The sequence below is a fragment of the Sabulicella glaciei genome, from assembly GCF_026183895.1.
GTDB lineage: Bacteria > Pseudomonadota > Alphaproteobacteria > Acetobacterales > Acetobacteraceae > Roseococcus > Roseococcus glaciei.
The window spans coordinates 34,173-56,259 of record NZ_JAPFQI010000004.1 but is presented as its reverse complement, the minus strand read 5'-3'; the positions used below and the strand labels follow the sequence as shown (position 1 = coordinate 56,259).

Annotated in this window: 18 protein-coding genes and 1 pseudogene; 5 read left to right on the top strand and 14 right to left on the bottom strand. The window is 69.1% G+C overall.

Translation table 11 applies throughout. From position 1 onward, the window contains the following. The first annotated feature begins 84 nt into the window (after positions 1-84). Positions 85-972 carry a LysR substrate-binding domain-containing protein gene (locus OF850_RS08105; RefSeq protein ID WP_301589495.1) on the top strand — a complete coding sequence of 296 codons (888 nt, stop codon included), beginning with the start codon at positions 85-87 and terminating at the stop codon, positions 970-972. On the opposite strand, the gene OF850_RS08100 is transcribed toward OF850_RS08105, so the two are convergent. Genes OF850_RS08100 through OF850_RS08080 form a run of 5 tightly spaced genes read right to left on the bottom strand, consistent with a single transcriptional unit; the run spans position 969 to position 6,817 of the window. Beyond that, positions 969-2,156 (bottom strand): acyl-CoA dehydrogenase family protein, encoded by a 1,188-nt coding sequence (locus OF850_RS08100; protein ID WP_301589494.1) that lies wholly within the window; start codon positions 2,154-2,156, stop codon positions 969-971. The genes OF850_RS08105 and OF850_RS08100 overlap by 4 nt on opposite strands. Positions 2,157-2,194: 38 nt before the next feature. Beyond that, positions 2,195-3,154, bottom strand: coding sequence for a Bug family tripartite tricarboxylate transporter substrate binding protein (locus OF850_RS08095; protein WP_301589493.1), 960 nt, complete (start codon positions 3,152-3,154; stop codon positions 2,195-2,197). A gap of 20 nt (positions 3,155-3,174) precedes the next feature. Then, positions 3,175-4,506: an MmgE/PrpD family protein gene (locus OF850_RS08090; RefSeq protein WP_301589492.1), complete on the bottom strand. Its 1,332-nt coding sequence runs from the start codon at positions 4,504-4,506 to the stop codon at positions 3,175-3,177. After that, a complete protein-coding gene (locus OF850_RS08085) occupies positions 4,503-5,663 on the bottom strand; it encodes a CaiB/BaiF CoA transferase family protein (protein ID WP_301589491.1) in 1,161 nt (386 codons plus the stop codon). The genes OF850_RS08090 and OF850_RS08085 overlap by 4 nt, the downstream gene beginning before the upstream one ends. After that, on the bottom strand, positions 5,660-6,817 hold the full coding sequence (locus OF850_RS08080; protein ID WP_301589490.1) for a CaiB/BaiF CoA transferase family protein: 1,158 nt from the start codon (positions 6,815-6,817) through the stop codon (positions 5,660-5,662). Before OF850_RS08080 ends, OF850_RS08085 begins: the two co-directional genes overlap by 4 nt. 71 nt (positions 6,818-6,888) lie before the next feature. Here OF850_RS08080 and OF850_RS08075 point away from each other — a divergent pair, with 71 nt between their 5' ends. After that, positions 6,889-7,734, top strand: coding sequence for an IclR family transcriptional regulator (locus tag OF850_RS08075; RefSeq protein WP_368044679.1), 846 nt, complete (start codon positions 6,889-6,891; stop codon positions 7,732-7,734). A gap of 483 nt (positions 7,735-8,217) precedes the next feature. Here the strand turns inward: OF850_RS08075 and OF850_RS08070 are convergent, their stop codons facing one another. Beyond that, a complete protein-coding gene (locus OF850_RS08070; protein WP_301589488.1) occupies positions 8,218-10,281 on the bottom strand; it encodes a PAS domain-containing hybrid sensor histidine kinase/response regulator in 2,064 nt (687 codons plus the stop codon). 38 nt (positions 10,282-10,319) lie between these two features. Then, positions 10,320-11,942 carry an ATPase domain-containing protein gene (locus OF850_RS08065; protein WP_301589486.1) on the bottom strand — a complete coding sequence of 541 codons (1,623 nt, stop codon included), beginning with the start codon at positions 11,940-11,942 and terminating at the stop codon, positions 10,320-10,322. Positions 11,943-12,569: 627 nt separating this feature from the next. Between OF850_RS08065 and OF850_RS08060 the strand changes: the two genes are divergently transcribed. After that, the gene (locus tag OF850_RS08060) at positions 12,570-13,253 is read left to right on the top strand and encodes a hypothetical protein (RefSeq protein WP_301589485.1); all 684 of its coding nucleotides are present in this window, start codon (positions 12,570-12,572) and stop codon (positions 13,251-13,253) included. Between the two features lie 1,050 nt (positions 13,254-14,303). On the opposite strand, the gene OF850_RS23430 is transcribed toward OF850_RS08060, so the two are convergent. From OF850_RS23430 to OF850_RS08040, 3 genes are read right to left on the bottom strand one after another with little or no spacing between them, the layout of a single operon-like run. Further along, positions 14,304-15,743 carry an FAD/NAD(P)-dependent oxidoreductase gene (locus OF850_RS23430; protein WP_302474218.1) on the bottom strand — a complete coding sequence of 480 codons (1,440 nt, stop codon included), beginning with the start codon at positions 15,741-15,743 and terminating at the stop codon, positions 14,304-14,306. Beyond that, the gene (locus tag OF850_RS08045; RefSeq protein ID WP_301589483.1) at positions 15,740-16,048 is read right to left on the bottom strand and encodes a (2Fe-2S)-binding protein; all 309 of its coding nucleotides are present in this window, start codon (positions 16,046-16,048) and stop codon (positions 15,740-15,742) included. The genes OF850_RS23430 and OF850_RS08045 overlap by 4 nt, the downstream gene beginning before the upstream one ends. Continuing rightward, positions 16,029-17,150, bottom strand: coding sequence for an NAD(P)/FAD-dependent oxidoreductase (locus tag OF850_RS08040; RefSeq protein WP_301589482.1), 1,122 nt, complete (start codon positions 17,148-17,150; stop codon positions 16,029-16,031). Before OF850_RS08040 ends, OF850_RS08045 begins: the two co-directional genes overlap by 20 nt. A 201-nt stretch (positions 17,151-17,351) precedes the next feature. Between OF850_RS08040 and OF850_RS08035 the strand changes: the two genes are divergently transcribed. Beyond that, entirely contained in the window at positions 17,352-18,338 is a 987-nt protein-coding gene (locus OF850_RS08035) for a Bug family tripartite tricarboxylate transporter substrate binding protein (RefSeq protein WP_301589481.1), read from the top strand. A 479-nt stretch (positions 18,339-18,817) separates the two neighbouring features. On the opposite strand, the gene OF850_RS08030 is transcribed toward OF850_RS08035, so the two are convergent. Beyond that, positions 18,818-19,408 (bottom strand): hypothetical protein, encoded by a 591-nt coding sequence (locus OF850_RS08030; protein WP_301589480.1) that lies wholly within the window; start codon positions 19,406-19,408, stop codon positions 18,818-18,820. Positions 19,409-19,618: 210 nt separating this feature from the next. Here OF850_RS08030 and OF850_RS08025 point away from each other — a divergent pair, with 210 nt between their 5' ends. After that, positions 19,619-20,878 (top strand): Hsp70 family protein, encoded by a 1,260-nt coding sequence (locus tag OF850_RS08025; protein ID WP_301589479.1) that lies wholly within the window; start codon positions 19,619-19,621, stop codon positions 20,876-20,878. Positions 20,879-20,996: 118 nt separating this feature from the next. Here OF850_RS08025 and OF850_RS23660 read toward each other — a convergent pair. From OF850_RS23660 to OF850_RS08015, 3 genes and pseudogenes are all read right to left on the bottom strand, one after another. Beyond that, a pseudogene (locus OF850_RS23660) lies at positions 20,997-21,137 on the bottom strand (hypothetical protein); the annotation flags it as partial. Next, complete coding sequence (locus tag OF850_RS08020) at positions 21,080-21,610, bottom strand: hypothetical protein (RefSeq protein WP_301589478.1); 531 nt, start codon at positions 21,608-21,610, stop codon at positions 21,080-21,082. The gene OF850_RS08020 and the pseudogene OF850_RS23660, both read right to left, overlap by 58 nt. Then, the gene (locus tag OF850_RS08015) at positions 21,580-21,927 is read right to left on the bottom strand and encodes a TetR/AcrR family transcriptional regulator (protein WP_301589477.1); all 348 of its coding nucleotides are present in this window, start codon (positions 21,925-21,927) and stop codon (positions 21,580-21,582) included. Before OF850_RS08015 ends, OF850_RS08020 begins: the two co-directional genes overlap by 31 nt. Between the last annotated feature and the right edge of the window lie 160 nt (positions 21,928-22,087).

Sequence of the window (22,087 nt, the reverse complement as noted above, 5' to 3'; positions counted from 1 at the left end):
CTTAGGGGGAGCCTGGACCCGATCGCACACTGGCCCAAGGTCGGGATTGGCGGCCTGCCCAAACCAGAGGTTAGACTTACCGCGATGGCCGAGCGCCTTCCGCCCCTCCCTGCCCTGCACGCCTTCGTCCTGGTGGCGGAGACGGGCAGCCTGTCGGCCGCCGCGGCGCGCCTGAACGTGACGCAGCCCGCCGTGGGCAAGCGCATCCGCGCGCTGGAAGCGGCCCTGGGCCGCCGGCTTCTGCTGCGCGGCGCCAACAGCGCGACGCTGACCGAAGACGGGGCGCGCTACGCCGAGGCCCTCCGCGCCGCCTTCGCCCGCATGGAAGAGGCAACGGCGGAACTGCGTCAGCCCAGCGGGCCGTTGCGCGTGCGCGCCTACACCACCTGGGCGATGCGCTGGCTAATCCCCCGGCTTCCCCGTTTTCGCGTCCTTCATCCCGGCGTGGAGATCGAGGTGAGCGCCTCGACCGCGCCGGTGGACTTCGCCCGGGATGCGGTGGACGCCGCCATCCGGACCGGCCGTCAGTTGCCAGGCGCGATCCGCCTCCAGCCCCTCGCGATCCAGCCTTTCGCGGCGCCCGCACTCGCCCGCGCCGTGCGACGCGTCGGGCTGGCGCCGCACTCGCTCCTCGGCAGCCGGGTCCGACCGAGGGACTGGGCCACCTGGGCGGACACGGCCGGGATCACGCTCCCGGGGACGCCGCTGCTGTTCGAAAGCACCTCCCTTGCCGTGCAGGCGGCGCTGGAGGGGCTGGGGATCGTGATCGTCTCGCCGGAACTCGTCGCGGAGGATGTGCGGCGCCGCCGCCTCCTCGCCATCTCAGGGCCGGCAGTCGGGACGGGCGATCACTACTGGCTCCTGATGCCGAGCGGCATCCAGCACCCTGGCGCGTCGGCCTTCCGCGACTGGCTGCTGGAGGAGATGAGGGGCGACGGCGCAGCTTTCGCGCCGTCTTCTGTTCTGGCCTAGCGGCCCTTGAGGAGGTCGCGCGCGATCAGCCAGCGATGCACCTCGCTGGGTCCCTCGACGATGCGCCAGACCCGCACCACCCGCGCCATGTACTCGAGCGGAAGCAGCTTCGAGAGCCCCATCCCGCCGAAGAGCTGGATGGCCCGGTCCACCACCCGTGTCGCCATCTCCGTGCACTGCACCTTGGCCATGGCCCCCTCGCGCCGGATCTCCAGGCTGTCCTCCTCGCGGCCGCGGTCCATCCGCCACGCCAGGCGGTGGACCACGAGCCGGCACATCTCCAGCTCCTGCCAGCTGTCGGAGATCCAGAACTGCACCGCCTGGCGATCCGCGAGCACGGTGCCGAAGGTCGAGCGCTGCTTCGCCTGCTCCAGCATCATCTCGATGCATCGCCCAGCCACGCCCAGGCAGCGCGCCGCGATCTCCATCCGCCGCACGCCCAGGCGGCGGGAAATGGGCACGAAGGCCTGCCCGACCTCGCCCAGCACCTGCTCGTCATCCAGCTCGACGTCGTCGAGGTTGACGGCATAGGGCGCGTACTCGCCGATCATCGGGTAGCAGGTCGGAACCGACAGGCCGCGCATCCCCTTGTCCACGAGGAAGGCCGTCATCCCGCCGCGCGTGCCCTGGGACGCATCGGTGACGGCCATGACGATGATAAAATCGGCATGCGCGGCGTTGCTGATCCAAATCTTCTGGCCGTTCAGCACCCACCTGCCGTTGCGGCGCTCGGCGCGCGTGCGGATGCCGCCCGCATCGGAGCCGGCCCCCGGCTCGCTGATCGCGATGCAGGATCGCTTCTCGCCCCTCGCGTAGGGAAGCAGGTAGCGATCGATCTGGGATCCCTTGCAGGTCTCGGCGAGCAGATGGAGGTTCGGGCTTTCGGGCGGCAGGACAAAGGGCACGATGCTGCGGCGCATCTGCTCGAAGACGATGGCCTTGGTCACGAGGCCGAGATCCTGCCCGCCGAAGCGCTCCGGCACGTCGATCCCGTAAAGGCCGGCCTCCTTGGCCGCCGCGCGAAGCCGGTCCTCCGCCTCGGGCGGGATCAAGGGGGCGTCGGTGAAGCCGCGCTCCGCCTCGCGCCGTATGACCGTCGGCTCGAGGGGAATCATTTCACGTTCCACGAAGCGGCGGGCGGTCTCCTGGACCGCGCGATATTCCTCGCCGATGTCGAAATCCATCCTTGCACTCCCGATTGGCGACCGTGGGCGTGGTGCGGCTACATGGACCCGGTGAAGTTCCTGGTCACCGGCACCCATTTCTCGCGCTCCGCGTCCATGAACCGCGCGAACTCGTCGATCGTCGTCGCCTGGACCTGAAGCGTCTGGTCGCGCATGCGGGCCACGAAATCCTCGTTGGTGAGGGCCAGCCGCAGCGCCTCGTTGAGGCGTTGCACGGCGGCGTCCGGCATGCTCGCCGGCGCGACCAGCCCATACCAGGCGGTGGCGACGAAGCCGGGAAAGCCCTGCTCCACCATCGTCGGGACGTTGGGCAGGACCGGGATGCGGGTCGCACCCGTCACCCCGACGGCATTCAGCCGGCCCTCGCGCACCGTGCTCGCACCAGATCCCGTCGTGACCAGCAGGCTCAGGCGCCCGCCCAGCATGTCCTGCAGCGCCGGCGCGCCGCCGCGATAGGGAATGTGGGTCATGCGGATGCCGGCCATCGCCTGGAGCATCTCACCGACAAGGTGCTGGGTGGTGCCGATGCCGGCGCTTCCGTAGGTCAGCTCGTCCGGCCGGGCGCGCGCCGCTGCCACCACGTCGCCGATCGTCGTCCATCCGGAATCGCTGCGGGTCGCGAAGATGTTCGGGGAATGCGCGACGAATCCGATCGGACGGAGCTGACGCTGCGCGTCGTAGGAGAGCGAGCGGAACAGGACCTGATGGTAGATCATGGGCCCCGTGCTTGCGAGGAGCACCGTATGGCCATCGGTGGAACGGGCCACGGAGTCCGTGCCGATATTGCCCGAGGCGCCGGTGCGGTTCTCCACCAGGACCGTCTGGCCGAGGTGCGGCCCCATCAGGGCCGCGATCCCGCGCGCCAGCTGATCCGCCGCCCCGCCAGGCTCGAAGGTGGAGACGATGCGGATGGGCCGGCTGGGCCATTCCTGGCCCCAGGCCCGACCCGGCAACAGGACGGCCGGTGCGGCCAGCATGGCGCGGCGACGAATGTGCATGCCCGTTTCCTCCCTTGATTTCAGCTCACGACGAGGCTCAGGACCTCGGCGACGCGCGCGTCCGGTTGCCGGAGCGCTGCCAGCAGGGCCTCGCCGGTCCCCGGCGGGGCGCCGCCGTGACGGAGGCAGCCTTCCGCCTTTTCAAGCAATTCCGCTTCGCTCAACGGTTCGTCCGCGGCGCCCCTCAGCGCGTCCTGCCTCCGCGAAAGCACCCGGCCATCCTGCAGCCGCAGCGTCACCTCCGCCCATCGCGGCAGAAGCTCGCCTCCCGCCTCGCTGGCGCTGACGCGGGGAAGGAAGCGCTGGACTTCTTCGCGCAGCACCGCGTCGTCCTCGAAGCTCGACAGGCGCACCGCCCCGTCCAACAGGGCCGCCGCCACCGCGTATTCCATGGAGAACTTAGCATCGAGCCCGGTTTGCGGCCGGTGATGGATCAGCGGCGCCAGGGAAGCGGCCGACGCCCTCACCTCCACCGACCGCACGTCGGAGAGCGAAAGCCCCTCCTCCCGCCGCAGCGCCAGCAGCGCGTCCAGCGCGCGGTGGGTGGCGTAGCACATCGGGTACTTCTTGACCTCCAGCCCGTGCCGTTCCAGCGCCCCGCCGAAGGGCGGAAGTTCATGCGCGTCTCCAGCGTGATAGAGGGCCAGGAAACCCATGGGTCCGCCGATGCCGTCGGGCGCGGCATCGAAGCCGATCTGCGCGAGCCGCGCGCTCCGCAGGCCGACGAGGTTGGCCTGGCCCGCCTGGAACGACTTGGCCATGGTGCCGAAGCTTGCCCGCGTCCCTGCTGCCTGGGCCGCAGCCAGCCCCAGCGCATGCGCCATTCGTGTCGCGTCCAGCCGCAGCAGCCACCCGCAGGCCGCTGCCGCACCGATCGCGCCGATGGTGGCCGTGCTGTGCCATCCGGCCACGTAGTGCGGCTGCGCCATGGCGACCGACAAGGCACAGATCACCTCGAAGCCGACGACATAGGCGGCTGTCGCCTCGCCGACGGTCCTTCCTTCCGTTTCCGACAAGGCCAGGACGCCCGGCAGCAAGGCGATGGACGGATGCCCGCGCATCGCGGAGGTGACGTCGTCGAAGTCCAGCACGTGGCCGATGACACCATTCGCCCAGGCCGCCCCTTCTTCCCCCACCCCGGGCGACGCTTGGGCCTTCCACAGCCGGCACGGCCCGGATCCGAGGGCGACCGCCCGCTTCTCCGCGAGGATCGCGGCTGGCTCCTTCCGCGCCGCGACCGCGACTGCGACGGTGTCGAGCATCGCTCGGAGCGTGAGGTCCCGCTCCGTCCCGCCGACCGAGCGCGCATCGAAGCCCGCGGCGAACTCGGCGATGCGCCGGGTCATGGTCATCGCAGCACGCCCGCCGCGGCCAGCTCGTCCACCTCGCTCGGGGCCAGTCCCAGCATGTTCTCCAGCACCTCCCGCGTGTGCTGGCCAAGCAGGGGCGCGGCGCGGGAGGGGTGGCGGGGCAGGCCGTCCATCACGATGGGAGACGCGTTGTAAACGGTCGGTCCTACCTCCTCGTGCGGCAGGCGCGCCCAATGGTCGCGCGCCGCCAACTGCGGATCCTCAAGAACGCCGCGCGCATCCAGCACCGGTCCCGCCGGCACGCCCTGTGCCTGCAGCGCCTCGGCCAGCGCGACCGCGTCCCAGTGCTGCGTGGCCCGCGCCAGGGCCTCAGCGGAAGCCTCGCTCAGGCCGAGCAGTGCTGCCGCCCTGGCTGCCTCGGCAGCGTCGCGGAGCGAGATCGCGATCCAGCGATCCGCGCCTTTGCACGGGAACACGCCTTGCAGCACCATGTCCGGATGGCTGTTGCCGCGCGGCAGCGGCCCGCCCCCGTTCACGGCGTGATCCAGCAGCAGAGGCGAGAGCAGCGCGATCGTTGGTTCGGTCTGGGCGATGTCGATGGCCTGGCCTTCCCCGGTCCGCCGGCGGTGCCGCAGCGCCGCCAGGACGGCGAAGGCCGCGTGCGACGGGTTGGGGATATGGTCTGGGTAGTTCGTCCCCGTCCCAGCCGGCAGCCGCCCCGGCAGGGAGGTGAAGTGCTGCACGCCCGTGAGCGCGCCGATGGTGAGCCCGTATCCGCGGCTGTCGCGCTCGGGACCGGTGGCGCCCTTCATCGACATGGCAAGGTAGATCGCGTCCGGGCGGAGCGCGCGGACGACGTCGTGGCCCAGGCCCAGCCTGTCCATGACGCCGGGAGCGAAGTTGTTGGCGACGATATCGCTCGCGGCGATGATCCGCTTCGCCAAGTCCAGGCCCTGCGGGTGCTTCAGATCCAGCGTGACGCTGCGCTTGCCGCAGTTCCGGTCCGCGAAGTAGCCGCTGCGGTTGAGGCCGGGAATGCCGTCCTTGAACGGCCTCGCGTCGCGCAGCGTGTCGAAGCGCGTGGCGCTCTCGATCTTGATGACCTCCGCACCGAGGTCGGCCAGCATTCGGGTGGTGTAGGCGCCGGCGCCGATCCAGGTGAAGTCGGCGATGCGGACGCCCGCGAGCGGGGCGCTCATGCCGCCTCCAGCAGGCGCAGGATGTCGTCACGATCCGCGTCGAGCCTCGGCGCGGGGTTCGGTGCCCGCCAGGGTGTCGCGGAGAGCTGATAGGGCGCACCCGCGAAGGGCAGGACCCGGCCATCGTCGATGGCCCGGTTCACGAAGAAGCCACGTGCCGCCAATTGCGCGGAGGCGAGGATGTCGCTGGCGGTGGAGATGGGCGCGAGCGGGATGCGCCGCGCTGAAGTCGCCGCGACCAGTTGCGCCTTGGTCCGGCGCTTGGCGAAGGGCTCGAAAATCTCCGCAAAGATCCGCTTCGCTTCCTCCTGGTTCAGCCACTTGCTGTCCAGCCACCGGGGATCCCGCAGCCCTTCCGAGCCATCGAGCCCCTCCTCAACGAGCCAGTCCACTGTCGCGCCCCAGAAGCGGTTGGAGGCGATCCCGCCGGCCATGAGGTAGACATGTCCGTCCCGGCAGGGGAACACGCCGGTCCCGGCCTGGCGCTGCCGCCCGCCGTCGCGCTTCCGGACGATGCCTTCCAGGTCCAGGAACTGGATGGCGTTCTCCTGGCCCATGGCCACGCATTCCTGCATGGAAACGTCGATGAACGCGCCCTCCCCGCCCGCCTCCGCGCGCAGGATGGCGGCGAGGGCAGCCGTCGCACCGAACAGGCTGGCGGCCGCAACCGCCTGTTCCCCGCAGGCGGCAAGCGGCGGTCCATCTGGATATCCCGCCAGGGTCAGCATGCCGCCCATGGCCAGCGCCGTGATGTCCTCGGCGAGCCACCCTGAGCGGGGCCCCTTCGACCCGAACGGGGACAAGGCAAGAGTGACCAGCCTGCTCGCCTGGCCAGCAAGGGCCTCATGCGCGAGGGCGGGCGGAAGGCTGCCCCCGGCGATCACGAGGTCCGCGCGCTCCGCCAGGACCTGGGCGCGCTCAATGTCGTCGCGATCCGACAGGTCGAGCGTGATGCTGCGCTTTCCGGCGTTGAAAGCCGCATGCAGAAGGCTGGCCTCCGCGTCGCGCCGCGACCCGATCCATGGCCCGCGGCGCCGCAACGGCCCGCCACCGGGTGGCTCAACGAGGATGACCTCTGCCCCAAGGCCGCCAAACAAAAGGCCGGCATAGGCGCCAAGTGGCGCCGCGAACTCGACCACGCGCAGCCCGGCCAAGGCTTGCCTGCCTGAATTATCTTGACTGATCATTCCGTATTCTGGACTTCGTTTCCGCCCCTTCGGACAGCGTGCCGCCCGATCCGAAGGGAGGCAACGGGATTGAGGCTCAGAGAGTCCACATTGTGAAAATCCATACCGAGCGGCCTCGGACGGCGTCAGGCACCCAGACCTTGGCCCGGGCCTTCAGCCTGCTTCGCGCCACTGCGTCACAACCGCGCGTGGGCCGTCGCCTTGTTGAGCTGGCGGAGGAATGCGGCCTTGAGCGGCCAACGGCCCATCGCATCCTGCAAGGGCTCGTCGCAGAGGGGGTCGTGGTCCAGGACCGCGAGACGCGGCGCTATAGGCTCGGGCCGCTGCTGCAGGAGCTTGGCTTGGCTGCCAAGCCGCAGACACCGGTCCTGGAAGCCTGGCGTCCCCTACTTGAGGGGGTCGCCCGCGACACCGGGCAGACCGCCTTCCTCACCGTCCGGTCCGGCTTCGATGGGGTCTGCCTGGATCGCCAAGAGGGGGCCTTTCCCGTGAAGGTTCTCGTGCTGGAACCGGGCCGGCGGAGGCCGCTCGGGATCGGCGCCGGCGGCATGGCCCTTTTTGCCTTCGAAGGTGCACCAGAGCGGGAACGCATCCTTGCCGCCAATGCGGACCGGCTCGCTCTCGACTGGCCCGGCTATTCGCCGGAGGAGATCGCACGACGCGCCAGGACCACGAGACGTCTCGGCCATGCCCTGCACGAGGTGCAGGAGATGCGTGGCATTCGCTCGGTCGCTGTGCCGATCCTCGCCCCCTCCCATCGGCCGCTTGGGGCCTTCTCCGTTTCCGCTCTTTCGAGCGTCCTCAAAGGCGAGCGTCTCGCCGCCACGATCGACATTCTGCGCCGTGCGGCAGAAAAGGCGGCGTTGATCGCGGTGGAGTCGTGAGGGCGGACGAGGAGGCTCGCGTGCCATCAGGACCATTCGGACTAGGCTCGATGGGACGCCCGATGGACCAAAACACGCCGGCCGCATCCGCCAGTCACCGGCACTGCGCGCCAAGTATCGGATCGCGTTCAGCACCTCACGGCAGCGGCTTGATGCGTGCCTATTCCTTGTCCATCAGGTCAGAGGGATAGCGCTTCGTCGTCCGGCTAAGCTCGGCCACCCGTCTTCGGGTCTCTTGGGGCCACATCCCTAGCGCGAACCACCCCCGGCCGCGCCGCACCAAGCCTTTCTCAAACGGCCCCTCAAGCTGAAAACGGCCCGCCCCGACTGGAACCACTTGTCGCGACGGTTCAAGAATTCCCGCGACGCGAGAACAGAGCCAGCCAGCGTGCAGCGCAATCGGGCACCGAGATACGGCCAAGTCGTCGATTTCAACGAAAGCAGGAAAGATCCGTGTGGCCGTTTGAGGGTCAGTGGACGACATCAACCAGCGCTAGCGTGAGGATGACATCGGCGTTCGGCCGATCGGGCGTCCCGCAGCGCCTTGGCAAGCTCTTCCACCCGAAAGGGCTTCCGCAGAACCGTCAGCCCTGCCAAGACGCCCGGATCGAACTCCGCAGCGGCGGCATAGCCGGTGGCGAGGACAATCGGCAGGCCGGGGCGCAGGCGCCGCGCCGCGGCGGCAACCTCGGTGCCGGTCAGGCCAGGCATCGCGTAATCCACAAGCATGGCATCGGGGGTCAAGTGCTTCAGCGCGGCAAGACCGGCGCGCCCGTCCGCAGCCTCGGCGACGCGGTAGCCGAGCGCGTCGAGCCAGGCGACCATCGCTCTCCGCACGTCAGGGTCGTCATCCACGACCAGCACGAGGGATCCGGCTCCCAGCTTCGACAGGTCTTCCTTTGGAATGCCGGTGGGCTGCCGCCCGAGCGTCCGCGCTGCAGCCTCGCTCTCGGCGGCCGGCAACAGAATGGTCACGGTCGTGCCACGCCCCAAGACGCTTTCGATCCTTGCCATGCCGCCCGATTGGCGCGCGATGCCATAGACCTGGCTCAGGCCCAGCCCGGTGCCTTTGCCTACCCCCTTGGTGGTGAAGAAAGGGTCGAACGCGCGCGCCGCCACCTCCGGTGACATGCCCTCGCCAGTGTCGGACACGGAGACCGCCACATACCGCCCGGCCGGTAGGTCGGCGTTGACCCCAAACTCGGCCATGCGCACCGCGACCGTGAGGCGGCCCCCCTCGCGCATGGCGTCGCGCGCATTGATCGCAAGGTTGAGCAGCGCGAGTTCGAGCTGCGTGGCATCGGCCAGCGCCATCCCGACGGCCTCATCCATGGCGTAGTGCAGCTGGATCTCGGGGCCAAGGGCGCGCGCCAGCAGGTCCCGCATGCCCTCCGCCAACTCGATGACCGCCACCGCAGCGAGATCGAGCTTCTGCTCACGCGAGAAGGCCAGAAGCTGGGCGGTCAGCCGGGCACCGCGCCGCGCGGCGTCAGCGCCAGCGGCTGCGAGCCGCTCGACCTGCGCCGGATCTCCGGAACGGCGGCGGATCAGATCGAGGCTGGCCAGCACGGCCTGCAGAAGGTTGTTGAAGTCGTGTGCGAGCCCCCCGGTGAGCTGGCCGACGGCCTCCATCTTCTGTGCCTGGAGCAGCGCCGCCTCGGCGTGGTCCCGCTCCTCTGCCGCGGCACGCAGCTGTTGGTTTGCGGCTTCGAGGGCCCGGGTCCGCTCCGCGACCAGGTCCTCCAGCCGCTCGCGGTGCTGGCGCAGCTCTTCCGCTGCGGCTTGACGGGCCGTGGTGTCGAGCGACACACCGGCCATGATTGGCCGCCCGTCACTGTCCCAAACCGCGCGACCGCGGACCTCGGCCCAGTGGATCGATCCATCGGGCCAGACCGTGCGGTATTCGATGTCGTAGTCACCGCTGCCCGCCAGTGCGGCCGCGACCGCCTCTTGCATACGGCCCAAATCATCGGGGTGGATGGCCGCGAGCAACTCCGCATAGCTGAAGGGTTCATCCGGCTTGCGGCCGAACACCGCCTTGCAGGCGTCGGAGGCTCGAAGCTCGCCGGTGTCGCCATCGAATTCCCAGGAGCCAAGCCGACCCGCACGGAGCGCGAAACGCAAGCGGTCGGCCGCCTTGGCCTCGGCGACGAGCGCGTCGCGCGCCTGAAGCTGCCGCCGGCGGGCCGCAAGCGCGCTGCGCGCCGCGCTGACCAAGGTCGTCGGGTGGAACGGGCGCTCGAGCACCGCGATGTTGCCGAGCAATCCGACCAAGCGGGTGGCCTCAGGATTCCGATCCGGGCCGCCACGATGCGCAAGTAGCAAAAAGGGAAAGTCCGACCAGGCTGGCTGCGCCCGGACCCAGGCGGCAAGGTCGCCAAGATCCGCCCGGGACAGCGCCTCCTCCGTCACCACGGCCACGTCGGCGCGGTCGAGCTCTTGGCGCAGCGCCGTCAGGTCCGGGCAGGCTCTGGCGGCGAAGCCCGCCTCGCGCAGGATCGCAGTGGCCACCGCGGCATCGCGCCCCCCGGGCGCCAGCACCAGCACCTCGCCTCCCCGAAGCGCTGGGCTGTCTGCGCCGTCCCTCACGCCGGCCGGTCCCGCAACAGCGGATCGCCCTTTCCGGTGTAGGTTGGAACGCCACGCAGCACGCCATGAAACTCTTCCAGCGGCGCGCCGACGCGGATCCCGCTGGCATCGATGCGGAACTCGCGGATGGTCGTCTCATGTCCGCCGATGCGCTTCTTGACCACGGAGATCGCACGACGGACGCGGCCCATAGCCTCGAAGTAGCGCAGCAGCACCACCGTGTCTGCGAGGTAGGTCACGTCCACGGGGGATCTCATGTCGCCCACAAGCCCGTGCTGCGCGACGATCAGGAAGGTGGAGACGCTCTGGCGGTTGAGGTACTGCAGCAGCTCATGCATGTGCAGCACAAGGAACTGCTCGTCGGGCATTGCCGACTGATAGCCATTCAAGCTGTCGATCACGACCGTGCGCACGCCGGCTTCCACATGGGCGCGGACGCCTTGCGCAAAGGCACCCGGGGAAGTCTCCGCGGCATCGATCTGCTCGAGGACGAGTCTGCCGTCAGCGCGTATTGCATCCAGGTCGAGACCCATGTCCCTGGACCGATCAATGAGAAGGGGCACCTCCTCGTCGAAGATGCAGGCAAGCACCTTCTCGCCGCGCCGCACCGCGGCCGCGGCAAAGTTCATGGCGAGCAGCGACTTGCCCGTGCCGGCCGGCCCCAGCACCAGCGTGCTGGTGCCGCGTTCGAGTCCGCCGCCGAACAGCGTGTCGAGCTCCGCGATGCCGGTGCCGAGCCGGTTGCGTGCGAAGCCGGTGTGGTGCTCGGCGGAAACCAGGCGCGGAAACACCCGCACGCCGCCCGGCGCGATGGTGAAGTCATGATGGCCGCCACGGAAGCTGGTGCCGCGGTACTTCACGACCCGCAGGCGCCGTCGCTCGGCGCCGTATTCCGGTGCCAGCTCCTCCATCCGCAGCACACCGTGCGCCACGCTGTGCACCGTCCTGTCCCCCGGCTCGGCCGTCATGTCGTCAAGCAAGAGGACGGTCGCGCCCCGCCGGGCGAACTGGTGTTTGAGGGTCAGGACCTGACGGCGATAGCGGAGCGAACTCTGCGCCAGCAACCGGAACTCGGAAAGGCTGTCCAGCACGACGCGGTGCGGCCGGATGCGCTCCACCGCGTCGAGCAGCGCCTGGGTGGCCTCGCCGAGCTCGAGGTCGGAGGAGTAGATCAGGCTCTGCTGCTGGTCGGGATCGAGAAGGCTTTCGGGCGGAACCAGTTCGAAGATCTCGATGCCGTCGAGCGACCAGCCATGCGAGGCGGCTCCATCGCGCAGCTCCGCTGCGGTCTCCGAGAGGGTCACATAAAGGCCGCGCTCGCCCGCGCGGGCGCCCTCCAGCAGGAATTGCAGGCCGAGCGTGGTCTTTCCGGTGCCTGGGTTGCCCTCGATCAGGTAGAGGCGCTCGCGGATGAAGCCTCCAGCAAGGACATCGTCCAGCCCGAGGACCCCGGTAGCGGCTCGCGCGGGCGCGGGTGGCTGGGGATTGGGAGCGTCAGTCACGTGCGGCAGCCCCGATCTCCTCTCGAATGGCGGGAGGCAGGATATGAGCCAGTTTTCGCTCCGGATGCCAGAGGTCGTGCATCTGCGGCCGAGGGGGCCAGTGACGGGCCGAGACACCGCTCAGGCGCTGTAATGGGGCCGGCGCCATCCCGGGTGTAATGGCTGTGTCCTCGGCAAGCCTGCGATGGAGCGTGGTGCGGGCGATGGCCGACGCCCGCGCTCCGCGGCCGATCACCAGACCAGGTTGGGACAATACGCAGTCTCGCAGGAAGCGACCGGGAAGTACTGGCCGGAGGACAAAGGATTCCGCCTGATTGGGGCGTTGCATGAAATTTCCTGATCTGCAGCCAGACCGTATCGTGGCGTGCGACGGGTGCCAAGGCAGCGGCGACCTTCTAGGAGCGGCCGCAACCCATCTGCGGCCCGGACTGGATCTCTGGAGCCATGCTTGCAAGGTGCCCGGACGCGCGCTCGAACCCCGCATTCTCGAGCAGCGCGAGAAGATAGGAACGGTCCTGGTTCGCGAAGAGCCCCGTCCCATTCGTCGGTTTCTTTTACAGTTTAGGAGCGACGTTGCGCAGGTGCACAGAAAGATCATTCTGGAGCATACACTTAGTCCACCGGCACAACTTTTGCATTGTAGAGATGGACAGGCCAATGCCTGTCACGCGACCTCAAAGGGCACGTTTCCAGTTCCAATAAGGTACGGAAGCAAGAACCGCACCTGGTCTCAGGAGGACCAAAATGAGGAAGCTAGCATTACTGGCGACAACGGCAGCTTTTGTCGGTCTGAGCGCCATCGCTCAGGCGGCGCCGCTCACCATCATCACCTTCGCGCAGAACGCGACGGCGAATACCATTACGGCCAATTCCATCGGCGGCACGACGACGGAGCTGATCGGGACCAACGTGGCAGTGACCGTGTCGGGCTATGCGGACAGCACCCCGACCCCATTCGCTGCCTTCCTGAACCTGAACGCGACCAGCACCGGCGACGCGACGCTTGTCGGCGGCGACGATGTCCGTCAGGCCTTTGCCGGCACCTTCACCATCACCTCCGGCATGGGCGGCGCGGGCACCAACTACCTGTCCGGCAGCTTCTCCGACATCGCGCTCGCCGGCTCGCGCCTTGCAGGGCCGCAAGGAGGATTCCAGGCTGGGCTGATCGCGACCCAGCCGACCGGCATCGTCAACTTCACGTCCGACCAGATCCCTGCTGCCAACCTGCAGGATCCCTCCGCAATCGGTCTTGTCTTCACGGCGCTTTCGCAGGCGCTTGACATCTGCGGCACGACGATCTGCCACTTCACGGCGAGCGTCAGCGGTGACGCCAGCGCCTCGGTTGCAGTGCCGGCCCCGGCTGGCCTGGCCTTCCTCGGCATCGGCCTGCTGGGCCTCGCCGTGGTTCGCCGCAAGGCCGCAGCCTAGCATAGGCCGCATCTCGGAGCGGCACGAGGACATAGGGGCGGCCCCGGTTCGCAAGAGCCGGGGCCGTTTCCGTGTGCAAGCAAGGACTCACGATCCCTTGCCTCGGAATTGCGACATCCATGGATGTGTCCACGCGCCAAGCAGAAGCCTTGGCTGGCTTGAGTGTTGGGCCGAGCGGCGTTGCCTCCACTCCGTGCCACCAACGCAGGCATGGGCAGGCGCCCTAAGCCATGTCCTCGGCGGTGGCGAAGCTCGGGCCCCTGCCAGAACCTGCCTCTGGGTTCCGGCACCACGTGTCAGGCACGCATTTCGATCTTGTGGCGTGAGGCGGACCGGCACCCGGCCTGCCGGCGCCGAAGCAGCTTTCCACGCTTCGATCGCCTCGAAGCATCAGGTTACGAGTCCGCGCCCGCCAGGTGCGAGGACGGACCCCGCATATAGTGGCGCTCGGGACGGTAGCGGCCCGCTGCACCAAACCGGGAAACCAGGGCTCTCCAGAGCCGCACCAGAACTCTCGCACCCATCCTCTTGGACCACCTGAGCCTAGGAAACCGCGCCCCAGGACGGAGCGTGATCGTGGCGATCGTGCCCTGGGCTCAAGCCCCGAGCCTTCGCTTCCACGAGGCCTGCGCCTACCCCGGCCGCAACGCCTCTGCAATCTCAGGGACTCTACGGTCGTGTCGCGCAGGGATGTCCCGCACGGAAGCGATCCACCTCACCTATTTCCACCTCCCATGGTTCAGTCAGCGCCGTTCGGAGAGTGCGCTCGGCCGTGGCGTCCTTCACGCAGCGTCGAAGCTGACCGGGCAACAGACCCAGACGGACACTGCTGAAATTGCGCAGGCAAACAGGAGCGCGTGCCACGAGAGGTTTCGGACGCGCTGAAGCCCTGCCCGGCGCGCACCTGCGCCGCGCCCGTGCTGTCGAAACTTGCCGTCGACGGGATCATGGCTCCGGCAAAATCCATGGGGAGTTCGGCAGGAACAGGTGCGCCGGCTTCATGAGGTTGAATGCGTCACCCACCGCCGTGGGTGACGGCAAAGCTCGCTCCTACACCCTCAGGACGGCCTTCTCGTCCCGTTCCTCCCGAGGCATCGAGGCGATTTCCGCCAGGGTCACCGGCTTCACTGGCGAGCGCAGCCGGTAGTATCCGACCTCGGCCGGCGAAACCCCGCGCTCGGCGGCGATGACCTCGGCGACGGTCAACCCGCAAAGCCGTCCCTGGCACGGACCCATGCCGCAGCGAAGCATGGACTTCATCTGGTTCGGACCCGGCACGCCGAGCGCAGCCACCTCTCGCAGATGGCGGCCGGTGACCTCCTCGCATCGGCAGGCCAGGGCTTCGTCGTGCGGAAGGCGGAAATGGTCGGCCGGACGATAAAGCAGGTCGAGGAAGTGGCGGCCCCGGTCATAGGCCGCAATCCTGGCGCGGACCGACGCCGCGAGCCCGTCCCGCACTTCCGGCGCCATGCGGCCGAGTTCGCAGGCAGCATCGATCCCCGCCAGCTGCCCGCGCAGTGCTGCGATCTCGGCGCCGCCGATGCCGGAACCATCGCCCGTGATCGCGATGCCAGCGACGCTGGACCGCCCCCACGCGTCGGTCCGAGGCCGGAAGCAAGCCTGCGTCTCGTTCCATTCAAGGGCGCAGCCAGCGGCACTTGCCAGGTTCACATTGGGCGTCACGCCCTGGTGCAGCAGCACGTGATCCGCTGCCATGCGCTCCATGGGCCGATCCCCACGGCGAAAGGCGATCTCGGTGGCACTGCCATCGCCCGCCTCGATCGAAAGCTCGATGACGCCGGAAACCACCCGCACGGCCCGCCGCACCCGCAGCAGGAGGCGCAGCCCCTTCGCGACGTAAGGGGAGCGGAGGAAGGCCGGAAGCGCTCCGACCGCGCGTCGCCAATTGCCGGTCGCCGTGGTGTCCAGGATCGCGGCGGGCGGGTGGCCGGCGGCGACATACTGACTCGCGAGCAGCCACAGCAGTGGCCCGGTGCCGGCGAGCACCACGCGCCCTTGTGGCACGAGGCCCGACGCCTTCAGCAAGGTCTGCGCGGCGCCAGCGCTCATCACGCCGGGCAGGGTCCAGCCCTTGACGGGAAAGGGCCGCTCGAGGGCACCCGTCGCCAGCACGGCGCGACGCGCCGTCACCGCGGCGGCGCGCCCCTCCACCGAAAGCCCGAATTGCAGCACCGGGTCGAGGTGCCAGACCGTTGCGCCGGGCAGGTAGTGCACCCCGCTCGCAAGCAGGGTTTCCGCGGCCGCCCTGCCCTTCCAGTAGTCCTCGCCCAGAACGCGTCGGTCGTGCAGCGGCGTCTCGGTAATCGCGCGAAAGATCTGCCCGCCCGGCGACGCCGCCTCATCCACCAGCAGCACCTCCAGACCATGCGCTGAGGCTTCGGTGGCGGCAGCCATCCCAGCAGGCCCCGCGCCAACCACGACGACATCGTAGATCGGCTTGAGGTCATTCAGCTGATCGAGACGGGTCATCGCCCGACCTCCCGCTTCCCCGCCTGGGTTTCCACCACCATGCCCTCGCGCAGCCGGACCAGGCAGCCTTGCCGATTGCCGACGCCGTCGATCACCACCAGGCAGTCGAAGCACACGCCCATCATGCAGTAGGGGCCGCGCGGCGAGCCGGAGATCGCGGTCTGGCGGCAGGTGTCACGGCCCAGCGCCAGCAACGCCGCGGCCACCGTGTCACCGGCGAAGCCCTGGGCAGGCAGGCCATCCAGGGTGAACCGGATGCCTGTCCTGCGTGCCGCGTCATCGGCGTCAGGAAGCCGCTGGAACATGGAATCTCCTGGGGTGGAAGGCATCGAGCGCGTCGGTCAGCCCTTCTCCGGCAATCATCGGCGCGACGGCGAGGGCGTGGGCCGCAGCCAGGGTGACGCCGCTGTGGCAGGTTGTCAGGAACGCACCTGGCGCCGCTTCCGAGTGCTGGTAGATCGGGAAGCCGTCCTTGGTCATGACGCGCAGCGCAGACCAGGTGCGGACGATGTTGACCTGTCCCAGCTTCGGGAACATCCGCGCCGCACGGTCCGCCATGGCGCCGAGGATGCCGAGGCCTGTGGCTTCATCGAACCCGGCTTCCTCCTGGCTGTCGCCCATCATCACGCCGCCCTCATCCGTTTGGCGCAGGGTGACGATGGGATGACTCAGGAAGGGCGCCACCTTCTCGGTGACCAGGGCTTGGCCACGAAGCGGACGCACCGGCGCGTCCAGCCCGACCATCGGTGCCAGCCGCGCATTGCCGATGCCCGCCGCCAGGACCACCTGTCCCGCCTCGATGCAGCGTTCACCCGAAAGGATGCGGAACCCGCCTCCTGGCAAGCGGCTGATCTCCTGCACCTGGAAGTTCGGAAGGTACGCGCCGCCGCGGCGCGCGAAGACGACGTGCTGCGCCCGGAACAGCCGCAGCGAGTTCACATGCCCGTCCAGCCGGCAGAAGATCGCGCCCGCCACTTCCGGCCCGATCTCCGGAAAGACCTGACGAAGCTGGGATCGGTCCCAGACTTCGTAGTCCAGGTGCTCGAAGCCCGGCTGCGCGTTCAGCCGCGCCATGTTCGCGGCGCGCCGCTCCAGCTCCCCTTCGCTCAGGGCGAGGGTGAAGCCGCCCGGCTGGTGGAGCGATACGTCGATCCCCGACTCCTCGCGCAGGGACGCGGCGTAGTCGGGCCAGAGCCGCACGGACTCGCGCGTCCACGACGAGTAGCGCGGCATGCCCATGCCTTTGCTCTGCACCCAGACCAAGGCGAAATTTCCGCGGCTGGCGCGGTGCGCCACGTCCCCCTCGTCCAGGATGGCGGTCCTGAGCCCCTGCCCGGCCAGTCCGAGCCCGATGGCGGTGCCGACCAGGCCGCCGCCCAGGACCGCCACGTCATATGTTTCGACCATTCCTCGTCCTCGGCCCGCGCGCCCTTCTGGCACGGCAGGGTCGAGTGTGGCAGAGCCCAGGTCAATCCGGCCGCGTTGCGCTGGCCCCGGGATGCGCAAACACTGGCACGTCGCCCTGCCCGGTGCTTTGCTCGCCGCGGCGTCGGCCGCTCCGTGCATGGCACGAACCGCGCGATCCGCGCCCCGGGGGAGAGAAGCTCGATGATGCATCCGTGGAAGCCCATCCTGGCCGCGGCGCTGCTGTTGGCGGCAGGCTTGGCCAATGCGCCCGCCGCCGGCGCCCAGGAAGCCTGGCCCCAGCGCCCCATTCGCATGATCGTGCCCTTCCCGCCCGGCGGCGGCACCGACACGCTGGCGCGGATCGTGGCGACCCGGCTGCAGACGGTCCTTGGCCAGCCCGTCGCCGTCGAGAACCGCAGCGGCGGCTCCGGCGTCATCGGGACGGAGGCCGTGGCGCGCGCCGCGCCGGATGGCTACACCCTGGCCATGACGGCGAGCGGCCCGATGACCATCCTGCCGCAGATGATGCCCAATCCGCCCTACGACCCGGTGCGCTCCTTCGAGCATGTTGCCCTGCCCTCGGCGACGCCGCTGTTCATGGTGGTCCAGCCTGCCTTCCCGGCGCGCAGCGCGTCCGAGTTCGTCACCTGGGCCCGGCAGAATCGCGGCCGCGTGAACTACTGCTCGATCGGCGTCGCCTCTCCTTCGCACTTGGTGGCGGAGATCTTCCGGCAGCGCTTCGATCTGGAGATGGAACACATACCCCATCGCGGCAGCGCACCGGCCCTGACGGACGCGATGGCGGGGAATTGCCATGTGTTGTTCGACAGCGGCACATCCGCGTCGCCCCTCGTTCGGCAGGGGTCGCTGCGTGCGCTTGGCGTCAGCGCGGCGCGGCGAATGCCGAGCTTCCCCGATCTTCCGACCATCGCCGAACAGAGTGCGCCCGGCTTCGAGGCCAGCACTTGGTCAGCCGTGATCGCCCCCGCCGGAACCCCAGCCCCCATCGTGGAGCGGCTGAACACCGAGATCCGCCGCCTCATCGCCACCCCAGCCGAGCAGGAGCGGATCGCAGCCCAGGGCGGCCTGCCCCTGGACCTCACGCCGGCGCAATTCACCGCCTTCCTTGAACGTGAAATCCGGGCCTGGGGGCAGGTCATCCGCGCGGGGAACATCCGGATCGACTAGACCAAATGTTCGTTTCTCCGACGCGTCAACACCGCTTCACGCAGCGCAAGCCGAGCAGCCGGGATCCACGTCTTGAGATCCCGCGACGCATGCACGAGATCGCGGCGACCCGGATCAGGACCCGAATGACAAAAGCCCCTCGTCTCTTGCGAGCGAGAGGCTTTTGTTGAATGCGGCGAAGTGGGATGCGGGGACACGAAGCCACAGACACTTGCTTGTCCGAGTTCGGGCTTGAAGCAAGCTTCTTGAGGTTTCTCTCAATGAGTCCGGGCTCGACCCATAGCGGGCTCTACCGATGTCATTGCGGACAACCGAATGGGGTACCGGCCGCCAGCGCCAGATACGGCGTTGCGCTGCCCGTCTGGCCCCGCCTACGCTCTGCGCTGGCAGGATCAGCGCGCCGATCCGCGGGCTCGGTCACAGCACGGAGCCATCACCATGACCTGCGGTCGTAGAAACTGCCCGACGCTGAGCCGAAGCTAGGACGGTGCCGCCGCGGTCATCCGCTCCCGCGCCGCCCGCCGGAACAGCCAGGCCGAGGCGAGCCACAGCAGGACGAAGACCCCAGTGAAGAGCACGACAACGCCCGGCCAGTTCGCACCACCCGAGCCCAGACCAGCGATCAGGGCGATGATGCCCGCCGCAGCCTGAGCGACCGCCGTCACTCCCAGCACATGGGCCATGCCGCCGGGCCGGAACCGCACCATGAATGCGCCGAGGAGCCCGAGGGCCAGCACACCGAAATACATCAAATTCGCCGGATCATCCTCCGACCCGATGATGCCGACAGCGAGGGTAATCCAGCTGAGGCCGAGCGCCGTCACGAGGGCGGTGGCAAGGGCGGCCCGGTAAGTGGCGTTCCCGGTCAGCCTCGCTCCCAGTTCATAGGCGCCGCAGGCACCAAACAGCATGGCGCCGAGCAGGGCGAAATCGCCCCCGCTCCAGGCCACCTCATCCGTGACCTGCATCGCGGCGAGGGGCAGCAGCAGGGCGAGCGCCGCCGCGATCCAAGGCGCGATTCGCCAACCGCTCTTGTGCCGACCGCCGCTGTCTTCCGAGACTTTCCGCATGTCTCGCCTCCGGGAATGCTCGACCCCATCGTCGCAGGCTAAGCCTCGTTGGGCGGCCCAGACGAGTTCCCGAAAAGGCCCGCGGCGGGACCTGCCACCACAGCGCGACCCTCGGCCCCGATCCCTCAAACGTTGGCAGATCGGGTGCGGCCACCGGGCTTGCCAGCCCAGCAAGGGGCCCTAGGGTGCGGCGCCACAGGTTCCCCGACCATGCAACGCTCCGCCATCGGCATCGATTTCGGCACGACGAACAGCGTCGTCGCCCTGCTCCGTCCGGACGGGCGCTGCGAGACGCTGCGCCACGCGACCGACGAGGTGTTCCGCTCCGTGCTCTGCTTCTGGTCGGGCGCCGACGGTCGGCCACGCCACGACGCGGGACCGGCGGCCATCGAGGCCTATCTCGACGACCCGCTCGGGAGCCGGCTCATCATGTCGATGAAGAGCTACCTGGCGCAGCGCAGCTTCACCGAGACGCGCATCTTCGGCCGCGCCTGGCGGCTCGAGGACCTAGTGGCGCTGTTCCTCCGCGAGTTGCTGGCGCCCTTCCGGGCCGAACTCGACGGGGCCCGCGTCGTGATCGGCCGGCCGGTGCGGTTCGTCGGCGAAGCGGCGGAGGATCCCGGCCTCGGCGAACGCCGGCTGCGCGGGGCCTTCGCGGCCGCAGGCATGGCGGATGTGGAGGTGGCGCTGGAGCCCGCCGGGGCGGGCCATCGCTTCGCGGCCGGGCTCGACAAGGCAGCGACCGTGCTCGTGGCCGACTTCGGCGGCGGCACGAGCGACTTCTCCGTCCTGCGCTTCGATCCCGGTCCGCCACGCCGCGTTTCGGCGCTCGGCCATGCCGGCGTCGGCGTCGCAGGCGATGCCTTTGACTACCGCATCATCGACCACGTCGTATCGCCCGCGCTTGGCAAGGGCAGCAGCTACACCGTGATGGACCAAGCATTGCCGGTGCCGCCCGGCTGGTTCACCGGCTTCGCGCGCTGGCACCAGCTGTCGCTCATGCGGGCGCCGAAGACGCTCCGCGACATCGCGGAGGTCGCGCGGAGCGCGGAGCACCCGGACCGGCTGCGGCGGCTGATCCAGCTGATCGAGGACGAGGCCGGCTACGCGCTCTACCGCGCCGTGTCGGAGGCCAAGGCCGCGCTTTCGCGCGCGGAAGGAACGGTGCTGCGCTTCGCCCACGCAGATTTCGCGATCGAGGCGCGGATCGAGCGCGCGATGTTCGAGAGCTGGATCGCCCCGGAACTGGCCCGGATCGCTTCCGCGATGGACGCCGCCCTGGCCGATGCCGGACTGGCGCCCGAGGGGGTGGACCGGGTCTTCCTGACGGGCGGCACGTCGCTGGTGCCGGCCGTGCGCCGCCTGTTCGAGGAGCGCTTTGGGCCGCACCGCGTCGTCGCCGGCGGCGAGTTCGTTTCCGTCGCGGAGGGTCTCGCGCTGATCGCTGGTGAAGCGGGGGATGCTCCATGACGCGCTGGGAGCCGGCCCTTTCTTGGGTGGCAGCCGGCCAGGCCGGGCCACCGCCGGGACCGAGCGTCACACCCTCTTCAGCCGCTTCGGTCACCCTACAGGCATCGAAAACGGTCCGGGCCATGTCCGTGTCGGTGAGGCCGATGGCGAGAGCGTTGGCGCGGATCCCGTGCCGCGCCTCCTCCTTCGCCGCGACGCGGATCAGCGCCTCGACCCCCACCCGGCGCGTTTCGCCCGGATGGGCGAGACCCGCCTGCATGACCTCGGCCCGCCGCCCTTCGGCGCGGATCGCGGCCAGGACCGCATCCGCCTCGTCGCGGCGGCTGCGAAACAGGATCGCGACATCGGCGCCGCGCCGCTTCCTGGGCAATCGGCGCGTCCGACGCCGCGGCTGCCGCCCACCACCAGCATCCGGCCTTGCTCAAGCCTCATCATCCGCCCCCAACTTGCGCAAAGGAAGCCGACCACCTCTGCCTCCGCCGCCTCTCCGGCCGCGACGTCGCGCAGGCGCCAGCGCCGCAGCGCCAGCATAACCGGCAGAAAGGTCGCGATATCCGCCGCGAGGGGGCCGGCGCCGGGCAAGCGCATTCCCGCCCCACGTGCCTCCTCGATCAGGCGCGCGAAGAACTCGATGAAGGAGTGGGTCTGCGCCAGCACGGCCCGCTTCGAGTCCGGCTCCAGCGCGTGCGTCTCCTGGTAGATCAGTGCGATGTCGCCATGGCGTTCGCGCATCGCACGGACGAAGGCGGCAGGGCGGTGCGCAGCCTCGCGCGCGGCTCGGTCAGCCCGGCGATCGCCGCCTCGACGTCGCGCGCGTAGCCGGAGGTCAGGTCCTGGTGGACGAGGTAGAGAATGTCGTCCTTGCTGCGGACGTAGTTGTAGAGACTGCCCTGGGAGAGCCCTGCCTCGATGGCGACGTCACGGATGGTGGCGTTGTGGAAGCCCCGCTCCCGGGACACGCGCACCGCCGCCTTGGCGATATGGGCATGGCGCTCCGAAACCAGCTCGGCATCCTTCACTTGGGCCGCGATCTTGCGCGGTCTCGTCATGACGTCCTCCTGCCTTGCGAAGGAGGCTGGGATCGGTGCCCGCATCACTCAAGAAGAAGGAGTGAGCGCTCAGTCAGCATCGGGGAAAGCATCGGCATTTCAGGACCAGAATAAGATTTCGCTTTTTCGGACGTCGCCCTGCGCCGTGTGGAGCCCGCCT

Bases quoted from the DNA above. Each gene is read 5' to 3' on its own strand.
- OF850_RS08105 (WP_301589495.1), top strand. From the start codon at position 85: ATGGCCGAGCGCCTTCCGCCCCTCCCTGCCCTGCACGCCTTCGTCCTG.
- OF850_RS08100 (WP_301589494.1), bottom strand. From the start codon at position 2,156: ATGGATTTCGACATCGGCGAGGAATATCGCGCGGTCCAGGAGACCGCC.
- OF850_RS08095 (WP_301589493.1), bottom strand. From the start codon at position 3,154: ATGCACATTCGTCGCCGCGCCATGCTGGCCGCACCGGCCGTCCTGTTG.
- OF850_RS08090 (WP_301589492.1), bottom strand. From the start codon at position 4,506: ATGACCATGACCCGGCGCATCGCCGAGTTCGCCGCGGGCTTCGATGCG.
- OF850_RS08085 (WP_301589491.1), bottom strand. From the start codon at position 5,663: ATGAGCGCCCCGCTCGCGGGCGTCCGCATCGCCGACTTCACCTGGATC.
- OF850_RS08060 (WP_301589485.1), top strand. From the start codon at position 12,570: ATGAGGAAGCTAGCATTACTGGCGACAACGGCAGCTTTTGTCGGTCTG.
- OF850_RS23430 (WP_302474218.1), bottom strand. From the start codon at position 15,743: ATGACCCGTCTCGATCAGCTGAATGACCTCAAGCCGATCTACGATGTC.
- OF850_RS08045 (WP_301589483.1), bottom strand. From the start codon at position 16,048: ATGTTCCAGCGGCTTCCTGACGCCGATGACGCGGCACGCAGGACAGGC.
- OF850_RS08040 (WP_301589482.1), bottom strand. From the start codon at position 17,150: ATGGTCGAAACATATGACGTGGCGGTCCTGGGCGGCGGCCTGGTCGGC.
- OF850_RS08035 (WP_301589481.1), top strand. From the start codon at position 17,352: ATGATGCATCCGTGGAAGCCCATCCTGGCCGCGGCGCTGCTGTTGGCG.
- OF850_RS08030 (WP_301589480.1), bottom strand. From the start codon at position 19,408: ATGCGGAAAGTCTCGGAAGACAGCGGCGGTCGGCACAAGAGCGGTTGG.
- OF850_RS08025 (WP_301589479.1), top strand. From the start codon at position 19,619: ATGCAACGCTCCGCCATCGGCATCGATTTCGGCACGACGAACAGCGTC.
- OF850_RS08020 (WP_301589478.1), bottom strand. From the start codon at position 21,610: ATGCGCGAACGCCATGGCGACATCGCACTGATCTACCAGGAGACGCAC.
- OF850_RS08015 (WP_301589477.1), bottom strand. From the start codon at position 21,927: ATGACGAGACCGCGCAAGATCGCGGCCCAAGTGAAGGATGCCGAGCTG.